Source organism: Rhodococcus sp. A14, assembly GCF_011603105.1.
GTDB lineage: Bacteria > Actinomycetota > Actinomycetes > Mycobacteriales > Mycobacteriaceae > Rhodococcus_F > Rhodococcus_F opacus.
Genome location: NZ_JAAOQS010000033.1, coordinates 39,933 through 66,496 on the forward strand (window position 1 = coordinate 39,933; position 26,564 = coordinate 66,496).

At 67.5% G+C, this 26,564-nt stretch carries 28 protein-coding genes; 14 read left to right on the forward strand and 14 right to left on the reverse strand.

What is annotated here, in order from left to right; genetic code table 11:
* Window positions 1-50 precede the first annotated feature (50 nt).
* The 5 genes from couT to G9373_RS19035 form a co-directional block, all read right to left on the reverse strand.
* Complete coding sequence (couT, locus tag G9373_RS19015; RefSeq protein ID WP_007299241.1) at window positions 51-1,379, reverse strand: p-hydroxycinnamate MFS transporter; 1,329 nt, start codon at window positions 1,377-1,379, stop codon at window positions 51-53.
* 126 nt (window positions 1,380-1,505) lie between these two features.
* Entirely contained in the window at window positions 1,506-2,672 is a 1,167-nt protein-coding gene (couH, locus tag G9373_RS19020; RefSeq protein ID WP_005571420.1) for a dihydro-p-hydroxycinnamoy-CoA dehydrogenase, read from the reverse strand.
* A gap of 116 nt (window positions 2,673-2,788) precedes the next feature.
* Complete coding sequence (locus G9373_RS19025) at window positions 2,789-2,944, reverse strand: DUF6131 family protein (protein ID WP_005263616.1); 156 nt, start codon at window positions 2,942-2,944, stop codon at window positions 2,789-2,791.
* A gap of 31 nt (window positions 2,945-2,975) precedes the next feature.
* Window positions 2,976-3,182, reverse strand: coding sequence for a hypothetical protein (locus tag G9373_RS19030; protein WP_005571421.1), 207 nt, complete (start codon window positions 3,180-3,182; stop codon window positions 2,976-2,978).
* A 72-nt stretch (window positions 3,183-3,254) separates the two neighbouring features.
* Window positions 3,255-3,791 carry a hypothetical protein gene (locus tag G9373_RS19035; protein ID WP_167116172.1) on the reverse strand — a complete coding sequence of 179 codons (537 nt, stop codon included), beginning with the start codon at window positions 3,789-3,791 and terminating at the stop codon, window positions 3,255-3,257.
* Between the two features lie 286 nt (window positions 3,792-4,077).
* On the opposite strand from G9373_RS19035, the gene G9373_RS46535 reads away from it, so the two are divergent.
* From G9373_RS46535 to G9373_RS19050, 3 genes are read left to right on the forward strand one after another with little or no spacing between them, the layout of a single operon-like run.
* The gene (locus G9373_RS46535) at window positions 4,078-4,227 is read left to right on the forward strand and encodes a hypothetical protein (RefSeq protein ID WP_242323326.1); all 150 of its coding nucleotides are present in this window, start codon (window positions 4,078-4,080) and stop codon (window positions 4,225-4,227) included.
* Complete coding sequence (locus tag G9373_RS19045) at window positions 4,224-4,862, forward strand: alpha/beta fold hydrolase (protein WP_005571424.1); 639 nt, start codon at window positions 4,224-4,226, stop codon at window positions 4,860-4,862. The genes G9373_RS46535 and G9373_RS19045 overlap by 4 nt, the downstream gene beginning before the upstream one ends.
* 41 nt (window positions 4,863-4,903) lie before the next feature.
* The gene (locus tag G9373_RS19050) at window positions 4,904-5,800 is read left to right on the forward strand and encodes an alpha/beta hydrolase (RefSeq protein ID WP_005571425.1); all 897 of its coding nucleotides are present in this window, start codon (window positions 4,904-4,906) and stop codon (window positions 5,798-5,800) included.
* A 1-nt stretch (window position 5,801) separates the two neighbouring features.
* Here the strand turns inward: G9373_RS19050 and G9373_RS19055 are convergent, their stop codons facing one another.
* On the reverse strand, window positions 5,802-6,389 hold the full coding sequence (locus G9373_RS19055; RefSeq protein WP_005571426.1) for a phosphoribosylanthranilate isomerase: 588 nt from the start codon (window positions 6,387-6,389) through the stop codon (window positions 5,802-5,804).
* Between the two features lie 67 nt (window positions 6,390-6,456).
* Here G9373_RS19055 and G9373_RS19060 point away from each other — a divergent pair, with 67 nt between their 5' ends.
* The 5 genes from G9373_RS19060 (at window position 6,457) to G9373_RS19080 (ending at window position 10,664) form a co-directional block, all read left to right on the forward strand.
* A complete protein-coding gene (locus G9373_RS19060; protein WP_005571427.1) occupies window positions 6,457-7,761 on the forward strand; it encodes an alpha/beta hydrolase-fold protein in 1,305 nt (434 codons plus the stop codon).
* A 27-nt stretch (window positions 7,762-7,788) separates the two neighbouring features.
* The gene (locus G9373_RS19065) at window positions 7,789-8,514 is read left to right on the forward strand and encodes an ABC transporter substrate-binding protein (protein ID WP_005571429.1); all 726 of its coding nucleotides are present in this window, start codon (window positions 7,789-7,791) and stop codon (window positions 8,512-8,514) included.
* Window positions 8,511-8,921 carry a hypothetical protein gene (locus tag G9373_RS19070; RefSeq protein WP_005571431.1) on the forward strand — a complete coding sequence of 137 codons (411 nt, stop codon included), beginning with the start codon at window positions 8,511-8,513 and terminating at the stop codon, window positions 8,919-8,921. Before G9373_RS19065 ends, G9373_RS19070 begins: the two co-directional genes overlap by 4 nt.
* A gap of 56 nt (window positions 8,922-8,977) precedes the next feature.
* The gene (locus G9373_RS19075) at window positions 8,978-10,216 is read left to right on the forward strand and encodes an acyl-CoA dehydrogenase family protein (protein WP_054247416.1); all 1,239 of its coding nucleotides are present in this window, start codon (window positions 8,978-8,980) and stop codon (window positions 10,214-10,216) included.
* Between the two features lie 70 nt (window positions 10,217-10,286).
* Window positions 10,287-10,664, forward strand: a complete 378-nt coding sequence (locus G9373_RS19080) for a VOC family protein (protein WP_005263638.1) — start codon at window positions 10,287-10,289, stop codon at window positions 10,662-10,664.
* A 3-nt stretch (window positions 10,665-10,667) separates the two neighbouring features.
* On the opposite strand, the gene G9373_RS19085 is transcribed toward G9373_RS19080, so the two are convergent.
* The 3 genes from G9373_RS19085 to G9373_RS19095 are packed head-to-tail and all read right to left on the reverse strand — an operon-like array spanning window position 10,668 to window position 12,916.
* The gene (locus tag G9373_RS19085) at window positions 10,668-11,474 is read right to left on the reverse strand and encodes an alpha/beta fold hydrolase (protein ID WP_005571435.1); all 807 of its coding nucleotides are present in this window, start codon (window positions 11,472-11,474) and stop codon (window positions 10,668-10,670) included.
* Window positions 11,475-12,488, reverse strand: coding sequence for an aldo/keto reductase (locus G9373_RS19090; protein WP_054247417.1), 1,014 nt, complete (start codon window positions 12,486-12,488; stop codon window positions 11,475-11,477).
* Window positions 12,485-12,916 (reverse strand): MerR family transcriptional regulator, encoded by a 432-nt coding sequence (locus G9373_RS19095; RefSeq protein WP_005569188.1) that lies wholly within the window; start codon window positions 12,914-12,916, stop codon window positions 12,485-12,487. Before G9373_RS19095 ends, G9373_RS19090 begins: the two co-directional genes overlap by 4 nt.
* 139 nt (window positions 12,917-13,055) lie before the next feature.
* Here G9373_RS19095 and G9373_RS19100 point away from each other — a divergent pair, with 139 nt between their 5' ends.
* Window positions 13,056-14,480: a cytosine permease gene (locus G9373_RS19100; protein ID WP_005569189.1), complete on the forward strand. Its 1,425-nt coding sequence runs from the start codon at window positions 13,056-13,058 to the stop codon at window positions 14,478-14,480.
* Here G9373_RS19100 and G9373_RS19105 read toward each other — a convergent pair.
* The gene (locus tag G9373_RS19105; protein ID WP_167116175.1) at window positions 14,445-15,974 is read right to left on the reverse strand and encodes a PucR family transcriptional regulator; all 1,530 of its coding nucleotides are present in this window, start codon (window positions 15,972-15,974) and stop codon (window positions 14,445-14,447) included. The two genes, G9373_RS19100 and G9373_RS19105, sit on opposite strands and share 36 nt — an antisense overlap.
* Before the next feature lie 104 nt (window positions 15,975-16,078).
* On the opposite strand from G9373_RS19105, the gene G9373_RS19110 reads away from it, so the two are divergent.
* Complete coding sequence (locus G9373_RS19110; protein ID WP_052024015.1) at window positions 16,079-16,558, forward strand: nucleoside deaminase; 480 nt, start codon at window positions 16,079-16,081, stop codon at window positions 16,556-16,558.
* On the forward strand, window positions 16,555-17,511 hold the full coding sequence (locus G9373_RS19115; RefSeq protein WP_005569195.1) for a 2-oxoglutarate and iron-dependent oxygenase domain-containing protein: 957 nt from the start codon (window positions 16,555-16,557) through the stop codon (window positions 17,509-17,511). Before G9373_RS19110 ends, G9373_RS19115 begins: the two co-directional genes overlap by 4 nt.
* 32 nt (window positions 17,512-17,543) lie before the next feature.
* Here the strand turns inward: G9373_RS19115 and G9373_RS19120 are convergent, their stop codons facing one another.
* Both G9373_RS19120 and G9373_RS19125 read right to left on the reverse strand, forming a co-directional pair.
* Window positions 17,544-19,142, reverse strand: a complete 1,599-nt coding sequence (locus G9373_RS19120) for an ABC-F family ATP-binding cassette domain-containing protein (RefSeq protein ID WP_167116180.1) — start codon at window positions 19,140-19,142, stop codon at window positions 17,544-17,546.
* Window positions 19,143-19,283: 141 nt separating this feature from the next.
* Window positions 19,284-19,850: a hypothetical protein gene (locus G9373_RS19125; RefSeq protein WP_005243791.1), complete on the reverse strand. Its 567-nt coding sequence runs from the start codon at window positions 19,848-19,850 to the stop codon at window positions 19,284-19,286.
* A gap of 95 nt (window positions 19,851-19,945) precedes the next feature.
* Between G9373_RS19125 and G9373_RS19130 the strand changes: the two genes are divergently transcribed.
* The 3 genes from G9373_RS19130 (at window position 19,946) to G9373_RS19140 (ending at window position 24,389) form a co-directional block, all read left to right on the forward strand.
* A complete protein-coding gene (locus G9373_RS19130; protein WP_005263661.1) occupies window positions 19,946-21,754 on the forward strand; it encodes a penicillin-binding transpeptidase domain-containing protein in 1,809 nt (602 codons plus the stop codon).
* Between the two features lie 96 nt (window positions 21,755-21,850).
* Complete coding sequence (locus G9373_RS19135; protein WP_081276677.1) at window positions 21,851-23,530, forward strand: NTF2-like N-terminal transpeptidase domain-containing protein; 1,680 nt, start codon at window positions 21,851-21,853, stop codon at window positions 23,528-23,530.
* Between the two features lie 121 nt (window positions 23,531-23,651).
* Window positions 23,652-24,389 carry a sulfite exporter TauE/SafE family protein gene (locus G9373_RS19140; protein WP_167116183.1) on the forward strand — a complete coding sequence of 246 codons (738 nt, stop codon included), beginning with the start codon at window positions 23,652-23,654 and terminating at the stop codon, window positions 24,387-24,389.
* An 8-nt stretch (window positions 24,390-24,397) separates the two neighbouring features.
* Here the strand turns inward: G9373_RS19140 and G9373_RS19145 are convergent, their stop codons facing one another.
* Together G9373_RS19145 and G9373_RS19150 are read right to left on the reverse strand one after the other, a co-directional pair.
* On the reverse strand, window positions 24,398-25,870 hold the full coding sequence (locus G9373_RS19145; RefSeq protein ID WP_005263665.1) for a peptide MFS transporter: 1,473 nt from the start codon (window positions 25,868-25,870) through the stop codon (window positions 24,398-24,400).
* A 56-nt stretch (window positions 25,871-25,926) separates the two neighbouring features.
* Window positions 25,927-26,307 carry a DUF3054 domain-containing protein gene (locus tag G9373_RS19150; protein WP_005243782.1) on the reverse strand — a complete coding sequence of 127 codons (381 nt, stop codon included), beginning with the start codon at window positions 26,305-26,307 and terminating at the stop codon, window positions 25,927-25,929.
* Between the last annotated feature and the right edge of the window lie 257 nt (window positions 26,308-26,564).

A 26,564-nucleotide genomic window follows, 5' to 3' on the forward strand; every position in this document is an offset into this window, starting at 1 on the left:
CTCCTCGTTCTCTTCGAAGCTACTCTCGAGCTTGTGGCGGGATGGGTGCGTCAGGCCGACGGGGTCTCGGCGCTCAGGTCGTTGTCCTTGCTCTCCTTCGTCGCGACGAGGAAGACGGCGCTGACCACGCACAGTGCGATGATGAACAACCCGACCGGGAGGATCGACTTGCCGGACGAGGCGAACAGCGACGCCAGGATGACGGGGGTGAATCCCGCGCCGATGAGGGTGGCCAGCTGGTATCCGAGCGACGCTCCGGTGTAGCGCGCCCGGGTGCCGAACTGCTCGGAGATGAACGCGGCCATCGGACCGTAGGTGGCCGAGTGGCAGAGGGTGTAGCCGACGAAGGCGAGCGCGACGAACGGGAACTGTCCCGTGCTGAGCAGCAGGAACAGTGGGTAGACGCTGAGGATCATCGCGCCGAGTCCCGCGAGCATGACCGGGCGGCGGCCGATCCGGTCGGACAGTCGCGCAGATCCGAGGACCAGGAAGATCGCACAGAACTGGCAGAAGGAGAACGCCAGCAGCGCGTCGGACCGCGGGGCGCCGCTCGACACGGCGTAGGTGATGGCGAACGTGGTGAATGCAGTCTGCATTCCGAAGCTCGCGATGCAGCTCATCGACGCCACGACGACCGCGCGGGGCCGCTTCAGGATGGTGACGATGGGTGGGGTGGTCTCCTTCTTCGCGGATTCCTTCAGTGCCGCCGTGAACAGCGGGCTCTCCGACACCTTGGACCGGATGAACAGGCCGAGAGCCAGCATGAATGCCGAGATCAGGAACGGGATGCGCCAGCCCCACGTCAGGAACTGCTCGTCGGGGAGAAGCGACACGGCCGCCAGCGCGAGCGTGCCGAGCAGCGCGCCGGTGGGGGCGCCCGCGTTGGTGAACGCCGCTGCGAATCCGCGCTTGCCGGATTCGGCGTGCTCGAGCGACATCAGCGCTGCGCCACCCCATTCGCCGCCGACGGCGAGTCCCTGGCAGACGCGGAGCAGTACGAGGATCACCGCGGCCCAAGACCCGATCATCTCCGGCGGCGGAATGAGCCCGATCGCGAACGACGCGATGCCCATGACGGTCATCGAGATCAGCAGCATGGCCTTGCGGCCGACGGTGTCCCCGAAGTGACCGAAGACGATTCCGCCCAGGGGGCGCGCGACGTAGCCGGCGGCGAACGTTCCCATCGATGCGATGCTCGCGGCCAGAGGGTCCAGATCGGCGAAGAACACCGGACCGAAGACGAGGGACGCTGCGGTGGCGTAGAGCAGGAAGTCGTAAAACTCGATGGTGCTGCCCAGGTAGCTCGACAGGATCACCCTGCGAACTTCCTTCTTGCGTTGGGTGGCCGACATGGTGCCGGCGGTGGCGGTGACCGTCATCGATACTCCTTGGCCGAGCGTGGGACAACAGAGCGGATCGCGCGTGTAGCGCGGATCACAATTAAACATTAATCATTGAAGTTGTCAATGGAAGAGATCGCCAACGCTTCGGCTGAATCGGACCCGTCAGGCACGCGTGAGCTTGCGCCCGATGATTTCCTTCATGATCTCGGTGGTGCCGGCGTAGATCGGCCCGCCGCGGCAGTCGAGGTAGTCCTGGGCGACGTCGTACTCGCGCATGTATCCGTAGCCGCCGTGCAGTTGAACCGCGCGCTGGACGACCCGCTGCTGCAGCTCGGTGATCCACCATTTGGCCATCGCCGCGGTCACCTCGTCGAGGGTGCCGTGTGCGGCGTCGAGGATGCAGCGGTCGGTGAAGCACTGCGCGATCTCGATCTCGGTGGCGAGTTCCGCGAGGTAGAAGCGGTTGGCCTGGAAGTCGGCCACCCTCTGGCCGAACGCGGTCCGATCGCAGCTGTACGTCAGGGCCTGGTCGAACGTGCGTCGCATCGACGCCATGGACGTGACGGCCACGCTGAGGCGCTCCTGGGGCAGATTGTCTCCCAGGTAGCCGAAGCCGTCGTTCAGTTCACCCAGGACGTTCTCGCGGGGGATGCGGACGTCGTCGAATACGAGCTCGGCGGTGTCCTGGGCGGTCAGGCCGACCTTGTGCAGCGGCCCGTTGCGGGTGAAGCCGGCCGTCCCGTCCTCGACCACCAGCAGGCTCACGCCCTTCTTGCCCGCTGCCGGATCCGTCTTGGCTACGACTATCACGAAGTCGGCGAGCATTCCGTTGCTGATGAAGATCTTGGTGCCGTTGAGGACCAGATCGTTCCCGTCGGGGAGGGCGGTCGTGGAGATCGCGGCCAGGTCGCTGCCCGCACCGGGCTCCGTCATGGCGATGGCACCGATCTTCTCGCCGGTGCACAAGGGCGTCAGGAACCGATGCTTCTGCTCCTCGTTCGCCAGCGAGACGAGGTAAGGGGTGACGAGGTCGTTGATGCCCGCCAGGCCCATCACCACGGCAGGGGCCCCGACGCGGCAGAGTTCTTCGATGACGATGGCGTTGAAACGGAAGTCGTCGATTCCGCCGCCGGCGAATCGCTCCTCGACATTGATCCCGAGGAGCCCGAGCTTGCCGGCCTGGCGGAAGACGTCCCGGTCGACCTGTCCCGCGTCGGCCCAGTCGCGAAGATGCGGGGCGACGTCACGTTCGGCGAACCGGCGCACCGTTTCCCGAAACGCATCGTGATCGGCGTCGAAAATGGTCCGTTCCAGTGCAACCGAAGACATGCGAGGTTCCTTTCGACGGCACGCGTGCGGCGCACGCATGCATACTCGAAAGGAACCTAACTATCAATCATTGATAATGTCAATGATTGATTATGTCGAACGGATGAGCGCCGACGTCAATACCAGTACTTCCGCCCGCCGACCGCGCGGCCCGTCGTGCCCAGCAGTAGCAGCACGAGGCCGATGACGAGAAGGATGATTCCAATCGTCGTGAGGATGGAAATCCCCGCGACGAGGCCGATGACGAGCAGGATGATCCCGAGAACGATCACGGTCTTCCCTCTTTCGGTTGACGGTCTGGAACTACTGACTCGGTTGCGGCACTTCACAATCGATCTTCGGGTTCACACCCGCGTAGTTGAGTGGTCCGGCGATCACGGTGACCGCGATCGTTCCGGCGCTGGCGCAATCGGCCGTCGTGTCCTTGAAGTAACCGCGCTGCCACACGGCAACGGCGCCGATGATCAGCCAAATGATCACGATGAGCGTCACGAGCCGTCCGATACGCATTTCCGACCTCCCGTGTGGGCACCGGCGCAAGGCCGATGCACGTGTCGTACTCGAACGCTATGTCCTCGAACGCTATGTCGACGACGTGTCGGTCGGCTTCGCGTGTGCTCCATGGGTATTCGTGGAGTCCGTGCCGGTGGGCCGACCGTTGGCAGGCTTTGCACCCGTGGTTCGGGCATCGGTGGCGCGAGCGTTCGTCGGCCCCGTTCCAGTGGTCCGAGCGTCGGTGGCTCTGGCGTCGTTCGGCGGAGTGTCCGTCGTCTTGACGTCGGGATCGAGCTCGTCGGCCCGCTGCCACTCGTGCTTCAGGTCGTCCCGAGACGTGGTCGCCGTGTTCTGGTGCGTTTGCGCGTCGACCTGCAGTCTCTTGGCCTCGGCCGCCTTGGCCTCTGCTTCCGCTTGAGCCCTTCTGGCGTCGGCCGCAGTCTCCTCCGCGATCGCCTCACGCTTCTCGACGACGGATGTCTGCTCCTGTGCCCTCGCGCGGATGCTGTCGGCCTCCTGGTGGCGGCGCTCGTTGCGCTTGCGTGATGCCGCAACGAGCAGCGCGATGACGGCGAGCACGACGACGATCGCGACGATGATCCAGATGATGGTCATGGTGTCCATTGGCTACTCCCAGCAGTCGTGTTGTTAAGGTACCCCGCACCGAAACCCGGCAAACAGACCGAGAGCCAATCGCAATCAACCGTCGGATTTCGGCACGACAGAGGGTGCGGGCGAATGAGGACATGGGGGCCGGCTACCTCCCAGACCGCAGCCTGTCTCTCGACCCCCGCGTCTCACCGATCGAGGGCGACCTGACGGCAGTGGCACCCGCCATCGTGTGCGGGGCCGATGTGATCCCCTCCGAGATCACGCCCCCGCGTACGCCGCTGTGCTGGAGGCCGCCGGCGTGCCGGTTCGACTCCGGATCTCCCCGGGCATGCTGCACGGGTACTGGAGCACGGGCGTCGTGCCACGCGCCAACGAACTCGCGGACCAGCCGTGCGAAGAACTGGCGGAGTTGCACGCGCCGGAGCAGGCCGACATTCCACTACCGTGAACCGCATGAGCGAGTTGCTGGAACGTGACGGTGTGCGCGGACATCTCCATCACCCCGAGGGTGACGGGGTGGCGGGGCTGGTCCTGACGCATGGAGCGGGAAGTGACTGCGACACAAAGCTGTTGCGCGCCGTGACCGACGGGTTCGTGGAGCGGGGGGTCGTCGTGCTGCGGTTCGATCTCCCGTTCCGTCAGCGCCGCGCGTCGGGTCCGCCGCATCCGTCGAAGGCGGCGGAGGACCGGGACGGCATCGCGGCCGCGGTGGCCGTGATGCGGGAGCTGGTGACGGCGCCGGTGTGGGCCGGCGGGCACTCGTACGGCGGGCGGCAGGCGTCCATGTTCGCTTCGGAGCGACCGGGTCTCGTCGACGCCCTGTTGTTGCTGTCGTACCCGCTGCATCCGCCGGCCAAGCCGGAGAAGCTCCGCACCGAGCACCTGCCCGGTCTCCGCACCCCGTCCGTGGTGGTGCACGGTTCGAAGGACCCGTTCGCGAGCACCGACGAGATGCGGTCGGCGGTCGAACTGATCCCCGCACCGACGACGCTCGTCGAACTCGAGGGAGCCCGCCACGATCTGGCCCCGGACCGGTTCCCGGTGGTCGAACGCGCGGTCACAGCCATGCTCGACCTTCTGTAGGGCGGTCGGGGACGGCCACACGTGGTCGGTATGTTCGGTGAATGAGCAACGTGCAGACGGACGCGCCCCGCTGGTTCACCACGGCGTTGGCGTCGCCGGTCGACACCGGCCGGGTCGACGTCGCCGGTGCACAGGTTCACTACCGTGCGTGGGGGCCGTCGGGATCACCGGGAATCGTGCTCGTTCACGGCGGCGCCGCCCACAGCCGGTGGTGGGACCATGTGGCACCCATGCTGGCCACGGACCGTCGCGTCGTCGCCCTCGACCTCACCGGGCACGGCGACAGCGACCGGCGCGCGGAGTACGGCCTGGAGCAGTGGGCGGAAGAAGCCCTGGCGGTGGCGAAGCCGGCGGGTATCTCGGGGGCGCCGGTGTTCGTCGGGCACAGCATGGGCGGCATGGTGTCCTACGTGGCCGCGCAGCTGTTCGGCGAGGATCTGGCGGGTGTCGCGCTGATCGATTCGCCCGTCCTCGCCCGCACACCGGAGGAGGAAGAAGCGCGGAAGCAGCGTGCCTTCGGTCCGAAGAAGGTCTACCCGTCCAGGGCCGAGGCGCTCGAGCGGTTCCGGTTCGTCCCGCCGCAGGACACCGCGGTGCCCGCGGTCCTGCGGCACGTCGCCGAGAACTCGATGGAGGAGGTGGACGGCGGCTGGGCGTGGAAGTTCGACTCCGCGTTCTTCGCGCGTCACGGCAGCGATCACCTGGGCGGATCCGACCCACGCTGCCGGATCGCCTACTTCCGCGCCGAGAACGGCATCGTCACCGACACCATGATGGACGGCATGCGCCGCCGGTTCGGGCCCACTGCGGTGGTGGTCGAGATCCCCGACGCCGGACACCACGTGATGATCGACCAGCCGCTCGCGCTGGTCGTGGGTATCCGGACGGTGCTCGCGTCGTGGGACGTCGAAGATTCAGTGGCCGGGATGCCGGGCTGACTCAGTCGCCGGATCGGACGGCGGCGACGAACTGCTCGATCAGCGCCGCATCCTTCACACCACGCGAGGATTCGACACCGCTCGACACGTCGACACCCCACGCGCCGGTCGCGTCGACGGCAGCCCGCACGTTGCCCGGATGAAGTCCGCCGGCCAGGATCCACTCGCCGTCGGGTCGGCTCTGGTTCGCCCAGTCCCAGGGCACGCCTGCCCCGGCGGTCGCTCCGTCGACCAGGATGCGGTCGGCGCCGAAATCGCCCGACGTGTCACCGGCGACCACGGCACGGATCACGCCGAGCCCCGCCTCCCGCAACCGGGCCACGTCGTCGGCGGACTTCAGGTCGTGCATCTGAACGGTTCCGAGACCTGCGGTGGCGGCGACCTCGATCACCTCCGACACGGGACTCCCCTTGAACACGCCCACCGCGACGGTGTGACCGGTGACCCGGCGGACCAGCGGCGCGGCGTCCTCGGGGGAGATCCGGCGGACGCTGTCGGCGAACACGAACCCCACGGCGTCGACGCCGAGTCGCACGGCCAGATCGACGGAGGCCACGTCTCGCAGACCGCACACCTTGATGAATGTCACCCGCGCAATTTTACCGGTCGTTCCGAGTCGCCGACGTAGTGCGGGTTCGCGCTCTAGGCTTCGTGACGTGGAATGGCTCAGCGACCTCAGCGTGATCTCAGGGCCTCTGCCCTGGATCCTCACGGTGATCGGTGTGCTCGGCGGCGTGTGGCTGCTCGCCGCCCGCGCACCCTGGTACCCCAGGAAAGCGATTCCGATCTGCCTGGCCGTGTCGGTGGTGGTCACCGTCGTCCTGTACGTGATGGTCGAGAAGGTGCTCCGGCCGTTCCCAGATCCCATCGAGATTTCCATCTACGTGTGGATCGGTCTGGGGCTCTTCGCGATCGTCCTGCTCGTGCCGAGGATCCGCGCCGGCCGGACGGTGAAAGCCGCCGTCGTGTCGGTTCTCGCGGTATTCGCCGTCCTTCTCGCGTCCGCGACGCAGATCAACCTGGTGTTCGATGCCTATCCCACGGTGGGCACGGCATTCGGGGCGGAGCCGTTCGACCGGGTTCAGATGAACGACCTCGGCAGCACCACCGAGACCGTGGTGACGGGAACGCCTCTCGACGCGTCGTGGACCGCCCCGCCCGGAATGCCGAGCGAGGGGCGGGTCCTGACGGCGGGCGTTCCCGGGACGGCGTCGGGTTTCGCCGCCCGCGACGCCGAGATCTACCTCCCGCCCGCCTACTTCGCCAACCCACGCCCCCTGTTGCCGGTGCTCGTGATGCTGGCCGGTCAGCCCGGTTCGCCGGAGGACTGGTTCGCCGGAGGCAAGCTCGCCACCACGATGAACGAGTTCGCCGCGAAGCACGGGGGACTGGCCCCGATCGTGGTGGTGGCGGACGGCACCGGCTCGCAGATCGCGAACCCCCTGTGTGTCGATTCGAAGCTGGGCAACGTGGCCACGTATCTGGCGAAGGACGTTCCGTCCTGGGTGAAGTCGAACCTGCAGGTCAACCCGGACCCCAAGGCGTGGGCGATCGGCGGCCTCTCCTACGGCGGCACCTGTTCGCTCCAGATGGCCACCAACTATCCCGACGTGTACCCGACGTTCCTCGACATCTCGGGTCAGGAAGAACCCACGCTCGGCGATCACCAGCGCACCCTCGACGACGGATTCGGCGGTGACGAGGCGGCGTTCAAGCGGGTCAACCCGCTCGATCTGATGGCGTCGAAGCAGTACCCGGATTCGGCCGGGGTCTTCGTGATCGGCAGTGACGACGACGCATACAAGCCGGGTGCCCAGAAGGTCTATCAGGCCGCGAAGGACGCGGGCATGGACGTGCAGTACGTGGAAGTGCCGGGCGGGCACAGCTTCGCGGTGTGGTCTGCGGGACTGGAGAAGGAATTGCCTTGGCTGGCACAGCGGTTGGGGCTGATCGGCTCGTAGGTACTCGTCACGGCGGAGAGGGATGGCATGACGGCGGCAGCGCGGGTACTGCGGGTGGGTTCGGCGTTGCCCGACCCGCCGTTCGAATTCCGGGACGGTGGGGCTCCGGCGGGTTTCGATGTCGAGTTCACGCGGGCGGTCGCGCAGGTGCTCGGCGTCGAATGGTCGCTCGTCCCGTACCGGGGCACCGACTTCAACGGCATTTTCGACGCGCTGACGGACGGTGAATTCGACTGCATCGCCTCGGGAACCACCGTGACGCCGGAGCGGCGGGGGCGCGCGGATTTCTGCGCTCCGTACCTCGTGTCGGGTCAGTCCCTCGCCGTCGACACGTCGCGGCATCCCGGAGTGCGCGGGGTGGACGATCTGGGTGGTCTGACCGTCGGTGTCCAGCACGGCAACACCAGTCAGCCGATCGTGGAGAGGCTGGTCGCGGAGGGCCGCGCGGGTGCGATCCGGGTGTACGCCTACGACCGGATCGGCCAAGCCCTCGACGACCTGTCCTCGGGCGGGTGCGATGCCGTCATGAAACTCGCGCCGGTCCTCACCTGGCTCGTCCGGGACCGCCCGCACGTGGAAGTGGTCGAACGGGGAATCTCCCGCGAGGAGATCGCCGTCGCCGTCCGCACGGGTGATCACGCGCTGCGCGAAGGCATCGAGTCGGCGCAGCGCACCCTGGCCGCGGACGGCACCCTCGACCGGCTGAGGTCGAAGTGGCTCGGGATCGGTGAAACGAAAGGTGGCTCGGCATGATTCGATGTGTGCGGCTGTGGACCGGGGCGGACGATGCATCCCACGTCGAGTTGGGTTTCCTCGCCATGGACCCGGGGCGGAACGGCGATCTCTGCACCGCGGGTGTGGACGTGACCCACGTCAGCTTCGAGGAGACGACTTCGGGCGGATCCTTCGACTGGCACACCGCGCCGGTGCGGCAACTCGTGCTGACCCTCAGCGGCACCCTCGACTTCCGGACCCGCAACGGTGAGCAGTTCCGCCTCCGTGAGGGCGACGTCCTGCTGGCCGAGGACACCGCCGGGAGCGGGCACGAGTGGACGCTCGTCGGGACGGACCCGTGGCGTCGCGCGTACGTGGTGCTGGCCGAAGGGGCTCCGGTGCCGTTCCGAACGGGTGCGCCGTCCGGCACACCTGTCCAAGAATAGGAACGTGTTCTATATTTGCGGCAACCGTTTGTCTCTCAGTGACTGGAGTGCCCGGCATGTATGAGTGGTCAGATACCGACCTGATGTTCCGCGACGCGATCCGCGGCTTCATCGACAAGGAGATTCGACCGCACGTCGACAAGTTGGAGACCGGCGAGCTGCCTCCGTTCGACATCATCCGCAAACTCTTCGCCACCTTCGGCCTGGACGAGATGGCTCGTGACGCGCTGACGAAGTCGCTGGACCGCGAGCGAAGTCGGGACGCCGCGTCCGGCGCGAAGGAGGAGAAGTCCGGCGGCCTCGGCGGTGCGGGCAGCATGGGCGTCATCATGAACGCCGAACTGGCCGGCGTCAGCCTCGGACTCGTCGCCTCGCTCGGGGTCAGCCTCGGGCTGGCGGCGGGCACCATCCGCAGTCGCGGGACGCTGGCGCAGAAGGAGCGCTGGCTACCCGGACTGGTCACGTTCGAGAAGGTCGGAGCCTGGGCCATCACCGAGCCCGACTCCGGCTCGGACGCGTTCGGCGGCATGAAGTCGTACGTGCGCCGCGACGGCGACGACTACATCCTCAACGGGCAGAAGACGTTCATCACCAACGGCCCCTACGCCGACGTCATCATCGTCTACGCGAAGCTCGACGAGGGAGACTCGTCCGTCGACCGCCGGGACCGGAAGGTTCTCGCGTTCGTCCTCGACGCGGGCATGGAGGGGCTCACCCAGGGTGCGCCGTTCAAGAAGATGGGCATGAACTCCTCACCCACCGGGGAACTGTTCTTCGACAACGTGCGCCTCACCCGCGACCGTCTGCTCGGCGAGACCGAGGACGGCGGCAAGTCCGACGGCAAGTCGAGCGCGAAGGAGAGTTTCGCGGCCGAACGGATCGGCATCGCGTCGCTGTCGCTGGGCATCATCAACGAGTGTCACCGGCTGTGCGTCGACTACGCCAAGTCCCGAAAGTTGTGGGGTAAGGAGATCGCCCAGTTCCAGCTCATCCAGCTCAAGCTCGCGGAGATGGAAATCGCCCGCATCAACGTGCAGAACATGGTCTTCAACGCCATCGAGCGCACCGCGGCGGGCGATCAGGTGAGCCTCGCGGAGGCGTCGGCGATGAAGCTCTACTCCTCGCGGGCGGCTACGGAGGTGGCGATGGAGGCGGTGCAGTTGTTCGGCGGCAACGGCTACATGGCCGAGTACCGGGTCGAGCAACTCGCGCGCGACGCGAAGTCGCTGATGATCTACGCAGGCAGCAACGAGATCCAGGTGACGCACATCGCGAAGGGTCTGCTGGCGATGTGATGACGTGCCCTCGGGAACAAATGTCGTACGGTGTACGTTAGTGGGGTGTCGTCAACGAAAGGACACCACCGTGAAGGTCACCGCGAGCGCACTGTCGCTGAACGTCGCAGACCCCAGTGCGTCGGCCGAGTTCGCCAAGTCCCACCTGGGCTTCGTCGAGGAGATGGCCGCAGAGGGCTTCGTGTCACTGAAGCGCGCGGACGTCGGCTTCAATCTGGTCTTCCTGAAGACCGGACTGGAGACGTTCAAGCCAGCGCGGATCGCCGGTGACGCCGGCCAGGGGTTGCTGATCGCGCTCGTCGTCGACGGTATCGACGGTGAATACGAGCGACTGCAGGCGGAGGGCGTCCCGATCGTGACGCCCATCGAAACCGAGCCCTGGGGCGAACGCTACTTCCAGATGAGCGACCCCAACGGGGTGATCATCCAGCTGGTCGAATGGATGTAGGGGTCACACCGAGGCGAGGAACGGCTCGACGGCCGCGAGCACCTCGGTGCTCGCGGCCACCGTCGTCGAGTGGTCGAACCCGGGCAGGACCGTCAGCGACGCACCGGGAATCAGTGCCGCCACCCGCTGGGTGTCGCCGATCCGCTCGGAGTCGTTCGAACCGACGAACAGCAGGGTGGGGACGGCGATCCCGCGCAGGACGTCGTCGTCCACACCCGGCTCCACACCGGAACGCCGCATGTACGCGGCGAGTGCCTTCGCGTCGTTCGCTATGAACGCCGCCCGGGTGCCGGCGTCGATCGGCCACGCGCGCCGGGCATTCCACTGCCCCAGGAACGCGTCCATGCCGTCCCGCTCGAGGACGTCGATGCAGCCCGGGAAGAACAGGCGGTCGAACGCGCCGGCCTGCGGTCGGCTGCTGCCGCCGCCGACGATCAGGCTCTCCAGTCGTTCGGGCGCCCCGACCGCCAACGCCAGCGCGACCCGGCCGCCGAGCGAGTACCCGAGAACATGTGCGCTGGGAAGGTCCAGGTGGTCGAGGACCGCCAGGACGTCGCCGCTGACCAGATCCATCGCGTACGCGTCCTCGTCGTGCGGCTTGTCGCTGCGCCCGTGGCCCCGCAGATCGACCAGGATCAGCCGGTACCGGTCACGCAGCGCGGCGACGTAGCCGAATCCGCGCCAGATCGCGTGGGAGAGCGCCGTGCCGTGAAGGAGAACGAGCGGCTCACCGTCGCCGACGGTCTTGTGCGCGATCCGGACACCGTCGACGGGATTGGTAGCGTGCTGCACCCGCCCAGTCTGCATCACTCAGAAGTCGCGGCCCTCCGACACCCACTGCAGATCCTCCGAACGCGCACCCTCCACATGCTCCCCGGCCGAGTTCAGCACCGCCAGCTGCGCCGCATCGAGTTCGATACCGAGAGCACCGGCGTTCTCCGTCACCCGTTCCGCACTGCGGGTTCCGGGGATGGGTACGACCGGAAGTCCGAACGCGCGGCCTTGCGCGTAGAGCCACGCCAGCGCAACCTGTGCGGGCGTGGCACCCAGGTCGCCTGCGACCGAATTCACCGCGTCCACCACGCCGAGATTCCGCTGCAGCGTGCCCGCCGCGAACCGGGGGAGGGTCCGGCGGAAGTCGTTGGGCGCCAAGGTGTCGACGCCGGTGACGGTCCCGGTGAGGAACCCCCGGCCGAGCGGCGAGTAGGGGACGAACCCGACACCCAGTGCGGCCGCCGCCGGCACGACCCGCGCCTCGACGTCGCGGCTCCAGATGCTCCACTCCGACTGGACTGCCGTGATGGGATGCACCGCGTGCGCGGACGCCAGCTCCCCGGCCGTCACCTCCGACAGTCCGAGGTGTCGCACCTTGCCCGCCGCCACCAGTTCGGCCATCGCACCGACGGTGTCCTCGATCGGAACCGACGGGTCGGGGCGGTGCAGGTAGTAGAGGTCGATCGTGCCGATGCCGAGTCGGCGCAGGCTGGCGTCCACCGCCTCGTGGACGTAGGCGCGGTCGCCGCGGGTCGAGGCGCCGCCCTCGCTCCGCTTCCTCGGATCCCCCACAATCCCGAACTTGGTTGCCAGCGTGACTTCCTCGCGCCGGTCCCTCAGTAACTGCGCGATCAACCGCTCGTTGTCGCCGGCCCCGTACACGTCGGCGGTGTCGAGGAAACTCACTCCGAGATCCACCGCGTGATGCAGTGTCGAGAGCGCCTTCCCCGGTTCCACCCCGCCGTAGACGGGTGTGAGAGCCATTCCTCCGAAACCCATGTCGGAGACGGTGAGCGCGTCACCCAGGGTTGTCGTACCGATGTCGGTCATGCTTCTCCTCGTCGTTGTCGGGCAGGGTCTTCGTCGGTCCCTGCGATGAGGGCACGGTAGTGATCCACCTTGGTGTCGAGTGCCGCCAGGGCGTCGTCGAGCCTCGCCTGCTGGGCGAGGATGCGTTCGCGATGCGCGAGCAGCAGCGCCAACCGCCGCTCGTGGGTCTCGGCGCCCCCGGTCAGCAGCACCGCGAAACGCTGCATGTCACTGGTCGGCATGCCCGTGGTCCGCAGTTTCACCAGCAGTTCGATGAGCCGCACGTCCCGCTCGCTGTAGCGGCGACGACGGTCCGAACCCCGCGCGATCCTGGGAATCATCCCCTCGCGCTCATACCAGCGAAGGGTGTCCTGCGTGAGGCCAGTGATGGCCGAGACCTCCGAGATGCTCGCGAACGCTCCGGGCGACTGCTCCAACTGGGTGGCCATGACTGAACAGTACGACCTGGAGTGCACTCCAACGCAAGACCCGGGGCGACTGCGTCCCGTCGATCTGTCCGCCCCGAGCGCACGTTTGACGGACACATTGTCGGTTGTCGGCGCCGGCCTGGGCGAACACAGTGCTTCTATGGCAATTACCGAGGGCACCACCAGCGATGCGACCGCTGCCGAACGCGAGTACGGCGACCGCGTCCTGGCCGTCGAACCGGGCGGAAACGAGTTCATTCCGCACGAGGTCCGCCACGGAACTCCACGCCAACTCTTCTGGACGTGGATGTCGCCGAACCTCGAGTTCGCCACGATCTTCATCGGCGTCCTGTCCGTGTCGGTGTTCGGGATGACGTTCTGGCAGGCGACGCTCGGGCTCGTCCTCGGGACGGGTCTCGGGGCTGCCGCGCATTACGTTCTGTCCGCGCGCGGTCCCCTGCACGGCGTTCCGCAGATGGTGCTCGGACGCCTCGGCTTCGGGTATTGGGGCAACGCCCTTCCGTCGGCGTTCATGTCGATCATGTGCGGCGTCGGCTGGTTCGCCACCAACAGCGTCAGCGGCGCGTTCGCACTCAACACGCTGACCGGTCTGGCGCCCCTGCCCTCACTGCTCGTGATCGTCGTCGTCCAGACCGTGTTCGCGTTCTTCGGGCACAACCTGGTCCAGGCGTTCGAGCGTTACGCGTTCCCTGTGCTGGCCGTGATCTTCGCGATCACCGCGGTGGTAATACTCGCGAAGTCGAACCCGGGCGCGCCCGCGGTCGAGGGTGGTGTCGGCGGAATGGGCGGGTTCCTCCTCACCGTCGGAACGGCGTTCGGCTACGCGGCCGGGTGGACGCCGTACGCCGCCGACTACACCCGGTATCTGCCGGCCACCGTGTCGAGGGTCCGCACCGGGCTGTTCGCCTCGGCCGGGCTGTTCGTCTCGTGTGTCGCACTGTCGGTCGTCGGCGCCGCCTCCGTGACGATCGGCGCACCGTCCTCCGACAACCCGACCGACGCGTTCACCGCGAATCTGCCCTCGGCACTGGCGAATCTGACGTTGCTCGCCATTGCACTCGGGGCGGTCGCCGCCAATGCCCTCAACGTGTATTCCGGGTCGATGGCCTTCGTGACCATCGGGCTGAGGTTGCCGCTGAAGACGCAGCGGGCGGTGGTCACCATGATGTTCGGAGTCGTCGGATTCCTCGTGGCGTGGTGGGCGCTCGCCGACGCCGCCGCGAGCTACGAGGCCTTCCTGCTCATCGTCGCCTACTGGATCGGACCGTGGCTGGGCATCATGTTCGCCGACCAGTATCTGCGCCGCGGACAGCGGATCGACAACCTCCTGTACAACCGCGAGTACAGCAACTGGGGTGGTCTGACCGCGTTCGTGATCGCCCTCGTCGGCTCTGTTCTGTTGTTCTCCAATCAGGAGAAGTTCGTCGGCTACGTGGTGCGCGCGGTACCCGAACTCGGCGACATCACGTTCTTCGTCGGCTTCGTGCTGGCCGGAGCGCTGTACCTCGCGATCAACGGTGCGAAGATCTCACGTGGCCAACCTGTTGGCGCACAGGGCAAGTAGCAGCGAACCGTACATCGACGGCGAACCCGGGTCGTATCCGAGGAGGGTCCGGATACGCTCGAGTCGCTGGTACAGCGATTGCCGGCCGAGATGCAGCGCCGACGCCGAACTGGTGGCGCTGCACCCGTGCCGAAGGTGCACCTCCAGGGTACGGACCAGGTCGCTCGAATGGGATCGATCCCACTCCACCAGCGGCGCAATGGTTGTCGCGACCATCCGCTCCCTGACGTCGGGAGGCAGCCGATCGAGCGCGAGTTCCGGGGCGAGTTCCCGCGTCGTCGTCACTACCTGGCCCGACAGCCACGACCGCCGGGCAGACATCGCGAGGCGCAGTCCCGAGCGGGCGGTGTGCAGCGCGGTGCCGACGTCTCCGGGAGCGAAGTCGCACGGATCGCCGACCACCACCGTCACCCCGTCGGTGATGTTGGACGCCAAAGATTCCTGAAAGCAGTCGACGGCAGTCCCCACCGGGTCGACCACGGGTGCGGGGACCGCGATCAGGCCGAACGTGCTCGCGTGCACCTCCGCACGCAGGCACGGCTGCCCGAGCAGTTTGGCGGCCGAATCCAGCAACCGGGTCGCGATGCGCGAACCCGGCGAATCGATGGCGACCGCGACCACCCGGTTGCCCGGCGCGGGATGGAACCCCGCCGCGGCGGACCGCACGGTGAGGTCGATCTGCCGAACGTCGTTGCGGTCCAGCAAATCCGACACCAGCGCGGCTGCGGCGCGCTGCGGACGTCCCGCGAGGCTGCCCGAGTAGGTGAGTGCAAGCCCGAGCGACGCCGTCGACCGTTCGAGTAGCGCACGCAACACGGGCGAGTTCATCGTGGAACCCGGCCCGGCCGTCAACGTCCCCCACGCGCCGTCCCGCGAATGGATGGTAGCCGTGACGGTTCCGGCGTCGGCTGCTGCCCAGGCCGCGCGGTCGTCGTCGACGCCGTGCGCCGCGACCAGCGCCCCGCTGCCGCTGGTGACGATCAGTGGGCAGCCGCTCGCCTCGCTGACGCGCTCGAGCAACCGGGCCACCCCGTTGCCTGCCATCAGTTCGGCCTCCAGGACGCGGGACAGTTCGTTCTGGGTCCGCAGGGCCGACACCTCCCGGGAGATGATCTCCGTATTGGCGTTCTGGCAGAGTTCGATGAACGGGACCACTGTCCGTAGCGCGATCAGCGGCAGGTCCAGGGCGGCCGCCTCCTCGATCATGTCGCCCGGAACGGCGTCGAACGTCCGGCCCAACTCGATCGCCACGGCCGCCACATTGCGTTCCCCGACCTCGCGGAGATAGTGCCTGCGGGTGCCGGGATCCACACCGGACAGACCCAGCCCGGTGGTCAGCAGCAACTCGTCCCCGGACAGCAGCGGGCTGATCTCGTAGATTTCACTGGAATGTACCCAGCGCACCGTGCGGCCGAGCTGCGACTTCCCGGCCAGAACCTGCGGGTTCGCGCTGAAGAACTGGTTCCGGAGCAACTCGCGCACGGTCAACGACATCGTCGAACCCTCCTCGGGAGGCGGACAGTCTGTACAGGTTAAGGCCCGTTCGTTACCACAGTGTGTCCGTTGTGGTCGCGCCGTCCGAGACGCAAGGTAGAGGCATGTCGATCTCTGTGAACTCTGCGCGGATGGCCCTCGACCCCGAGGAACTGCTGACCGTGGCGATCGCCGAAGCCGAACTCGGCAAACGCGAGGGCGGGATACCGATAGGGGCCGCGCTCTTCGCCGGCGACGGAACCCTGCTGGGCAGCGGCCGCAACCGACGGGTCCAGCACGCCGATCCGTCCGTCCACGGTGAGACGGACGCGTTCCGGGCCGCCGGGCGCCAGCGCGACTACCGCTCGACGATCATGGTGACGACCCTGTCACCGTGCTGGTACTGCAGCGGTCTGGTCCGGCAGTTCAACATCGGCGCGATCGTCGTGGGGGAGAGCGTCACGTTCACCGGCGGCCACGAATGGCTCCGCGAGAACGGCGTGGACGTGACCGTCCTGCGCGATCAACACTGCATCGACCTCATGACCGAATTCATCGAGAACCAGCCCGAACTCTGGAACGAAGACATTGGAGTAGCCGAATGACCCCGATCGCCACCGTCGACATCGCACTCTGGCGGGCGGGCGGACCCTCCGCCGCGGCCGTCGCCCGGGACGTCGACGAGGGACTGCAGCGCGCCGGTTTCCTCCTCGTCCGCGGCCACGGGGTGACGCGCGAACTGGCCGCGGACGTACGGACTGCCGCGCGCCGGTTCTTCGCACTTCCCGAAGAGGTGAAGGCGCGGTACTCGGCGATCGTGGGCGAACGCGGCTGGATCGGGCCCGGGATGGAGGCCAACGGCTATGCCGAGGGCACCGAGACGCCCCCGGACCTCAAGGAGACGTTCGCCGTCGGGGCCGAGACGTGCACCGGGGATCCCCTCGTCGACGACGTGTGGTTCAAGCCCAACGTGTGGCCCGCCGAAGTGGTGGAACTGCGCGCCCTTCTCACCACCTACACCGAGGCGATGCGCCGGCTCTCGGACGACCTCCTCGCCCTGTTCTCGGCGGCACTCGCGCTGCCCGTCAACCCCTTCGACGGGCTGGCGGACCGCCCGACGTGGACGTGCAACATCAACCACTACCCGCCGATGTCGTCGGTGGGGGAGCCTGAGCCGGGCCAGTTCCGCATCGGGCCGCACACCGACTTCGGCACCGTCACCGTCCTGGACCGGGAACCCGGCGCAGGCGGACTCCAGGTGTACACCGACGAAGGCGGCTGGGAGGACGCGCCCTACGACCCCGACGCTGTCACCGTCAACATCGGCGACCTCCTCGAGTACTGGAGCGGCAAGCGCTGGCCGTCGGGCCGGCACCGCGTGCTGCCGCCGCAGGCCGACGCCCCCGAAGAAGACCTGGTGTCGCTCATCTACTTCTACGAACTCAACCACGACGCGCAGGTGACACCTCTGGAACCGCCGATCGGAACCGTCGCCGGGCTCGGGCCCGTCACGTCGGCGGATTTCATCAAGACCCGCCTCGACGCGATCACGCTTTAGGCTCCGCCCGTGCGCCTTTCTGGTAGCCGGGGCTACCGAAAAGGCGCACAAGCCCGAAGGGCCTCGTCGGTCAGTTCCAGCCACCGGGTGACGCCGATGTCGTGGAGGAACTGCCGGTCGTGGCTGACCACGATCAGCGCGCCGCGGTAGCTGCGGAGCGCCTGCGTGAGGTGGGCGAGACTCGGCAGGTCGAGGTTGTTCGTCGGCTCGTCCAGCAACAGCAGCCGCGGGGCGGGTTCGGCCAGCAAGATGGTCGCCAGCGCCGCCCGCAACCGTTCCCCGCCCGACAACGCCGATGCGAGCACGTCGGAATCGTTGCCCCGGAACAGGAACCGGGCCAGCTGCGCGCGGATCTGTTCCTGCGACGCGTGGGGCGCCGCCGCCGCCACGTTCTCGGCGACCGTCAGCGACTCGTCGAACACGTCGAGTCGCTGCGGCAGGGCCTTGAACGGAACCCGCGGTCCCGCGGCCACGACGGCGTCGAGCAGGGTCGTCTTCCCGACGCCGTTGCGTCCGACGAGGGCGATCCGCTCGGGACCGACGACGTCCAGCGACACCTCCTGTCCGCTGAGCAGGCTCACGTCCCGGACGGAGACCACCTCCTGGCCCGAGTGCACCTCCGTGGCCGGGAGGTCGATGCGCACCTCGCGGTCCTCCCGCAGGGCACTCTCCGCTTCCGTCAACGACTCCCGCGCCCCGTCGACCTTCGCGATGTGGTTGTTTCGCAGCTTCCCCGCGGATTCCTGCGCCTGGCGCTTCCGCAGTCCCATCACGATCTTCGGTTCGCGCTTGTTCTCGAACATCTTCTGCCCGTACCGCTTACGACGGTCGATCTTGATGCGGGCCTCGACGAGCTCCCGCTTCTGCTTCTGCACGTCGCTGCGGGCATCGCGCACCGCAGCCCGCGCGGCCTCCTGCTCCGCCTCGACGATCTCCTGGTAGGCACTGAAGTTCCCGCCGAACATGCGGATCTCACCACCGCGCAGCTCCGCGACGGAATTCATGAGATCGAGCAGGTCACGGTCGTGGCTGACCACCAGCAGGGTGCCCGGAAACTGTTGCACCACCTCGTAGAGCTTGCTGCGGGACGCGCTGTCGAGGTTGTTGGTGGGCTCGTCGAGGAGCAGCACCTCCGGTTCCTTCAACAGCTGCGCGGTGAGGCCGAGCAGCACGGTCTCACCGCCGGACAGGGTGCCGACGGTGCGATCCAGATCGAACGTGCTGCCGAGCACGCGTTCGAGACCGAGCCGGTGCAGGGTCGACACCGCCCGCTCCTCGATGTCCCAGCGGCCGGTCGCGGCATCGAAATCCTCGGGTGTGCAGTCGCCGGACTCGATGCGGTGCAACGCCGCCCGGAGGTCGGCGATGCCCAGGATCCGGTCGACCTTCAGTGCGGGATCGAGCGTGATGTCCTGCGGCAGATACGCCACCTCGCCCTGCGCCGTCACCGACCCGCGGTCGGCGTGCAGGCGCCCGGCGATCAGCCGGAGCAGGGTGGATTTACCGGAACCGTTGAGACCGACCACCCCGGTGCGTCCGGGGCCGAAGACGGCGTCGAGGCTGTCGAAGACCGGCTCGCCGTCGGGCCAGGTGAACGTGAGGTCGGACAGGGACAGATATGACTGGGCCATAGGGGACTCCCGAGGTGTGTGCGGATGAAGACTCGCGTGACTACCTCGTCAGGAGCAATGGACCGTTCCCCTCTGTCAGACGCGCCCGGTGCGCATCGGTGCCGTTCACGATAGGACGGCGCCGATGCCCGCGCAATCGAATTAAATCTGGGGGCCGTCGGCCCTGAGTTCGTCCACCTTCGCCATAGCGTCGCGGAGTTCGGCGAGCCACTGTTCGCTGTGCTGGCCCGCCAGGCGCACCGTCCACATCAGGGCGTCCGATCGCGACCGCGCCACACCGGCGTCGACGAGCGTGTCGAGAACCTTGCGTTCGGGTTGGCGGAGCCGGGTCATCACCGGAACGGCGAGGTGAGTGAACAGCGTCTTGTGGCCGTCGAGGCTGACGCCCCACGCGACCTTGCGCCCGTATCGTCTCTCGGCCTCGTCGGCGATGCGCATCCGATCGCCCCGGGTCGTTTCGCGGAATCGGGAGATGCGTCCGTCGATCGCCGCCTCGGAACCGGAGTCGGCGGACTCGACGGGCGGCAATTCGCCGACCACCACGATCTCCTCGCGGTCGACCTCGACGGTCGCGGGGCCGGTGAACCAGTCGTCGGGAAGACGGCCGGCGAACCATTCGGCCGCGTCGCTCGCATCGGGGACATCCGCCTGCTGCCATCCACCGGGCCGGCCGAAGCGGCGCGGGCCCGGACCTTGTGTGTTTCTCATGGCGTCCTCCTGGGGACCCTGGTGCCGCGATCACTGCGATGCAGCACTGATTACATGATTACACCGATTATTCGAAGCGCGCCACCACGTCAGGCATGATCGAGTCCGTGCGCACCTCAACCGTTCGTCACAGCCCCATCCGTCCCACCCCCACCCGGAAGGCAGCGGCCGGAATCGCCGTCCTCGCGACGGTGCTCTCCGCCTGCGGACTCTTCGGACCGGACCAGCCCGACACCGTCTCGCAGCAGTTCGCCGACGCCCTGAACAGCGACGACGTGCAGGCCGCCGCCGAACTCACCACCGATCCGGCCGCCGCCACCGCCGCGATCACGGCGATGTACGACGGGCTCGGAAACAAGGACGGGACGTTCACCCGCACCGACGTGCAGGAGTCCGGCGACGACGGCGGCACGTTCACGATGGACGTGTCGTGGCCGTTCGCCCCGGGGCAGGAGTGGAAGTACAGCACCACCGGCAACGCCACCAAGGAAGGCGACGACTGGAAGATCGTCTGGGACCCGGCCGTGCTCGCACCCGGTCTCACCGACGACACCACCGTCCGGTACACCACCACGACCGGGACGCCACCGAAGGTCCTCGCCGCGGGTGGGGCACCGATCCTCGAGCAACAGGTCGTGACGCTGGTCAACCTCGAACAGGGGGCCGACACCGCGGCGGTGGCGGCGTTGCTGTCGCCCATCGCGCCGACGATCACCGCGGCCTCGCTCCAGCAGGATCTTGCCGGCGCCCAGGGCAAGCCGGTCACGGCCATCTCGTTGCGCGCCGAGGACCTGGCGCCGATCGAACCGCAGCTGCGGCAACTCGCCGGCGTGACGCTGGCGCCGCAGACCAGGCTGCTCAGCACCGACAAAGCGTTGGCCTCACCCACCCTGGCGGGCCTCGGTGACCTGTGGCAGGAGGGGCAGGACGCCTCCGCCGGCTGGGCGGTGCAGTTGGTCGGTCAGGACGGCGCGGCCAAGAGCATCGCCGGTGAACAGGGGCCCGACGCCCCCGACATCGCGACGACCCTCGATCTCCCGATGCAGATGGCTGCCGAGCGGGCGCTCGCCGACGTCCCGCAGCAGGCCGCCATCGTCGCCCTGCGACCCTCCACGGGCGAGGTGCTGGCGGTGGCGCAGAACGCTCCGGCCGATGCACTCGGCCCGATCGCGCTGACCGGCCTCTACCCGCCGGGATCCACGTTCAAGACGGTGACCACGTCCGCGGCCCTGCAGGCCGGTGCCGCCACACCGGACACCGTTCTGCCCTGCCCCGGCACCGAGAACATCGAGGGCAGGCAGATCCCCAACGACGACGAATTCGACCTGGGCGCGGTCCCGCTGCACACCGCGTTCGCCCGTTCGTGCAACACCACCATGGGACGGCTGGCGGTCGGGTTGCCGCCCGACGCCCTGCAGCAAGCCGCGCTGCAGTTCGGGCTGGGCGTCGACTACGTGACGCCCGGGCTGACGACCGTGACCGGCAACGTGCCCGTCGCAGACAGTCCGGCGGCCCGTGTCGAGTCCGGGATCGGGCAGGGGCAGGTGACCGCGACGCCGTTCGGAATGGCCATGGTGGCCGCCTCCATCGCGAACGGTTCGACGCCGTCGCCTATGATCGTGCAAGGCCAACCGGGAACCGCCGACAAGACGGCGCCCACCGTGCCTGCGAACGTCACTTCCGACCTCCGGACGATGATGCGCGAAACTGTGACGGGCGGTACCGCTACTGCGCTGCAGGACATTCCGGGACTGCTCGGCAAAACGGGCACGGCCGAGTCGGGAAATGGTCCCGCACACGGCTGGTTCGTCGGAATCAAGGACGACCTAGCATTTGCCGTTTTTATAGCAACAGGTGACAGTTCGGCCCCTGCTGTGCAGGCTGCGGGGCGTTTTCTTCGATAAACCCGTTCGCGCGTTGCTGTTCGGGGATAAGTTGTGGCTCAACCGTAACTCCTTCGTAGGCAAATGGTGCTTGTTACGCATGTGACTGAAAGCAAGATGGTGGACATGGGGAATGGACGATCGCTTGGCCGCCGCAACAGATACGTGATCGCCCTGACGTCGGCAGTCATTTTGGCGGTGATTCTGGCGTCGTGTGTGCTGTCGAAAGAGGAGGCGACCGCTCAGTCGGTCGTCGACGACTTCGTCAACGCGCTGAACGAGGGCGACGCCGCTGCCGCGGCAGCGCAGACCTCGTATCCCAACGCCGCGGAGACGGCGATTCAGCAGATGTTCGACGGTCTCAAACCCGAGGACGCCAAGTTCGACCTGACCCAGTTCATGGATCTCGGCTCCGACTCCGGCTTCTTCACCGTTGGTGCCGCTTGGCATTTCGGTGAGGGCAAGGATTGGACCTACCAGGTTCAGGGTGGTGTGCGGAACCTGTCCGTCGGCTGGCGCATCTCCTGGGATCCGTCGATCCTCGCGCCCGACCTGGGCAACGGGCGTATCGTCCGCTACGACCGGACGGACGCCGCTCCGCCGCGGGTCTTCGACGCGTTCGGCGGGTTGCTCATGAACGAGCAGACCATCAACTCGGTCACCCTCGATCCCGCCACGATGCCCGATCCCGTCGCGACCACCCGGCGTCTCGCGGAGGTCCTCGAGCCGGTGGCACCCCTCGTGACGTCCGACACGATGATGGCGGAGATGGCCGAGAAGCCCGGCCAGCAGGTCACCGCCGTGCTGCTGCGCGACCAGGACTGGGAGTTCCTCGAGCAGGATCTTGCGATCCCCGGCGTCATCACCATCAAGACGCCGAAGCTGATCACGGCGGATCGGCGCATCACGACACCGCTGCTGGATCCGCTGCGCAAGGTGTGGCAGGCCAACCGGGATGCCACGGCCGGCTGGGCCGTCCACCTCGTGGACCCCGACGGCACGCTGATTCCGCAGGCAGGTTTCCAGGGCCCGCCCGGACCGGACATCGTCGCGACCATGGACTCCCGCCTGCAGCTGGCAGCCGAGGAAGCCGTGGTCAGTGTCGGCACCCCCGCGACGATCGTCGCGATCCAGCCGTCCTCCGGCGCCGTGCTGGCCGCCGCGCAGAACAACCAGGCGATGGAGCAGGGGCCGATCGCGTTCCAGGGGCTCTACCCGGCCGGATCGAACCTCGACCTGGTGAAGAAGGCCGCCGGACTGCAGAAGGGCGTCGACCCGTCGTCGCTGTCGATCGAGGACATCGAGAAGGCAGGCAATCAGCTGGGGCTCGGCATGAACTACAAGATCCCGGGCCTCGACCATCAGACCGCCGTCTTCACCGCCGACCAGTCGGGCATGAACCAGGTGATGAACCGTCAGGACAGCGACCTGCCCGCCGTGACGCCGTTCGGGATGGCCATGCTGGCCGCGTCGATCGCGCGGGGCAGCGCGCCGACACCGATGATCGTCCAGGGGCAGCCGGGCACCACGGATGTGGCCGCTCAGCCGCTTCCGGCGAACGTCAACGACCAGCTCCGCGGCATGATGCGCGACAACGTGGTGCGGGGCGGGGCGTCGTTCCTCAACGGCTACCCGGACCTCATGGGCATGAACGGTGCGAGCGGCGACGACCGCTGGTTCTACGGCTCACGCGGCGACCTGGCCTTCGCGGTCTTCGTCGCCGACGCCGACGGTGGGGACCGCGCGGTGAAGATGACCGACATGCTGTTCCGTGAGATGGCGAAGCCGGCGAACTGAGGACACGGTGATGGCGAAGCCAGCGAACTGAGGACACGGTGATGGCGAAGCCGGCGAACTGAGGGAATGGCGGGGCCGTCCGCGCTGATGGAGTAAGTGAGCAAGGGTAAGTTTCTTCTTTGTGTCCCTGCTTGATATCGGTCTTCTCGTCGTAGCGGGGTTCTTCGCGGGACTGGTCGGCTTCGTCACCGGCCTGGCGTCCATCGTGTCGTATCCCGCACTTCTCGCGGTCGGTCTTCCGCCGGTGACCGCGAACGTCACCAACACGGTCGCGATGGTGGCGGTCGGCGTCGGCGCCCTGTCCAACTCGACGCGGGAGGTAGCCGACACCGGCCCCAAGCTGTGGCGCTGGGCGCTGTACTCGGCTGCGGGCGGCCTGGTCGGCGCGGGAATCCTCTTGGTGGCCCCGGCGGGGTCGTTCGAGGCGATCGTTCCGTTCATGGTGGCGTTCGCCGCGCTGGCGCTGCTGTTGCAGCCCCGGCTCCGCGCGCTGGCGGGCGAGCGGGACATGCCACGCGCGTACTCGGTGTCGCTGTTCGCCGTCGCCATCTACGGCGGGTACTTCGGCGCGGGCGCCGGCGTGATCTTCCTGGCGATCGCGCTGATCCTCACCTCGGAGAAGATCTGGCGCGCGACCATCCTGAAGAGCTTTCTCCTCGGCGTCGCGAACCTGGTGGCGGCGATCGGGTTCGCGATCTTCGGCCCCGTCCACTGGGGCGCCGCCGCCGCGATGGCGATCGGCGCCCTGGCCGGTGGCTGGTGCGGCCCGCCCGTCGTCAGGCGGATACCACCGTCCGTCCTCCGCGTCGTCATCGCAATCGCGGGATTCGGGTTGGCCGCGTGGTTGTGGGTGCGCTGAGACGACGCTCAGTGCACACCTTTCATCAGACGCCGGATCCACGGTGACCCGATGGCGAGGAGCACACCGACGGCGATCGAGCCCAGCCCGACCGCGGTGAAGTACGGAACTTCGTTGTTCTCGTCGTAGTAGCCGGCCAGTGTGCCCGCCATGGCGGTGCCCAGGGCGACGGACAGGAAGAACAACGCCACCATTTGGGTGTGGAAGGCCTCGGGCGCCAGCTTGGTCGACAGCGACAGCCCGACCGGGGACAGCAGCAGTTCGGCGAACGTGAACAGCAACAGGATTCCGGCCAGACCCAGCAGCGGTGCGCTGTTCGCGCCGCCACCCGACATCGGGATGAACGCCAGGAACGCGATACCCATGATGACGGTGCCCGCCGCGAACTTGATCGGCGACGACGGCTGACGGGGTCCGAGCTTCGTCCACGCGGCCGCGAAGACGCCGGCGAAGATGATGATGAAGACCGGGTTGATGGACTGCACCCACGACGGCGGGAAATCCCAGCCGAACAGGTTGCGGTCGAGTCGCTTGTCGGAGTACACCGCGACGGTGGTGAACTGCTGCTGGAACAGCGACCAGAACACCGCGCTGGCGATGAACATCGGGATGAACGCGTAGACGCGGCTGCGCTCGACGGCGGTGATGCGGCGGCTCGACAACATGATCGCGAAGTAGCCGATCGCCGCGACGATGGTGAGGCCGACCACGATGTCCGACATGTTGGCCGCGGTGATCACCCCGGTCAGGGACAGGGCCGCGATCACCACGACCGCGGCGGCGCCGATCGCGATCCACTTGGGCCGCTGAGCGCGGGGGAGGGGATTGGGCGGTTCCGCACCGATGCCGCGGAGGTGCTTGCGGCCGAGCGTGTACTGGATCAGTCCGAGGGCCATGCCGATCGCGGCGAGCGCGAAGCCGGCGTGGAATCCGATGGAGTCCTGCGCCCAGCCCGTCAGCAACGGGCCGACGAGGGCGCCGAGGTTGATACCCATGTAGAAAATGGAGAATCCGGCGTCCCGGCGGTCGTCGTCCTCGTCGTAGAGATCACCGACGAGAGATGTGGCGTTGGCCTTGAGCCCGCCACTACCGAATGCGACGCAGACCAGGCCGATGCCCACCCCCCACAGCCCCGGGAACACGGCCAGGGCGATGTGGCCGAGCATGACGAGGATGGCGCTGTAGAACAGGGTCCGTTCGGAGCCGAGGAGCCGGTCGGCGATCCACGCGCCGAGGATGGTGGACAGATACACCGTGCCGCCGTAGGCGCCGACGATGCTGGTCGCGGACGACTCGGCGATTCCGAGGCCACCGTCGGCGGCGGAATAGTAGAGGTAGTAGATCAGGATGCCTTGCATCCCGTAGAAGGAGAACCGCTCCCACATCTCGACGCCGAACAGGTTCGCGAGGGCGAACGGCTGGCCGAAGAAGCTGCGGTCGGACCGCTTCTCGTCCCGGGCCGGATCGATGGTGTCACTCATGGGAAAACTGTCTCACCTCGAGCGGGTGTGCGTGTGCCGTCGGGGCGGATTCGCCGCTATCGGGTGGTGGCGCGCGACTTCGTCACGATCTTCGCGACGGCCCGCCAGCCGAGGAGGAACACGGCGAGCACCGTGCCCGCCACGAGGACGAAACTGAACGCCGTTCCCTGGCCGCTGACGACGCGCAACAGCATGCCCACCACGAGCGTCGACAGCCACACCACGATGCCGGTCGGGACGATGAGGAAGGCGTCGAACTTGTCGCGGTAGAGCGCGACGGTGGCGAGCCAGCCGACCGCCAGGCCGGTCAGGAACGGCCACGCCGTGGTGGCCAGACCCGTCAGTGCGTTGGCTTCGTCGTGGCTGCGGCGGCCGATGGCGCAGAACACGATCACGAGGACGACGTCCAGGACGAGCGCGGGGAGGTACTTCTTCACACGGCCAGCCTAGAGGTGGTGCCTTCTCACAGTTCCGGCTGATCGACTTCGCGCTGATCGCGAGACCGCGCCGGCCGGAACGCGTCGCGAGCTGACGGTCGTGCGGTCACCGATCGTGGAAGGGCACGGCGTTCATACGATGACGCGGTGCGGGTCGATACGTGGGAACGCTCGCAGGTTCCTCATCCGCATCGGGTGATGCACGACCGGGGCTGATCACCGCATTGTTGTAAATCGTACGGCTCGCCCACAGTCGG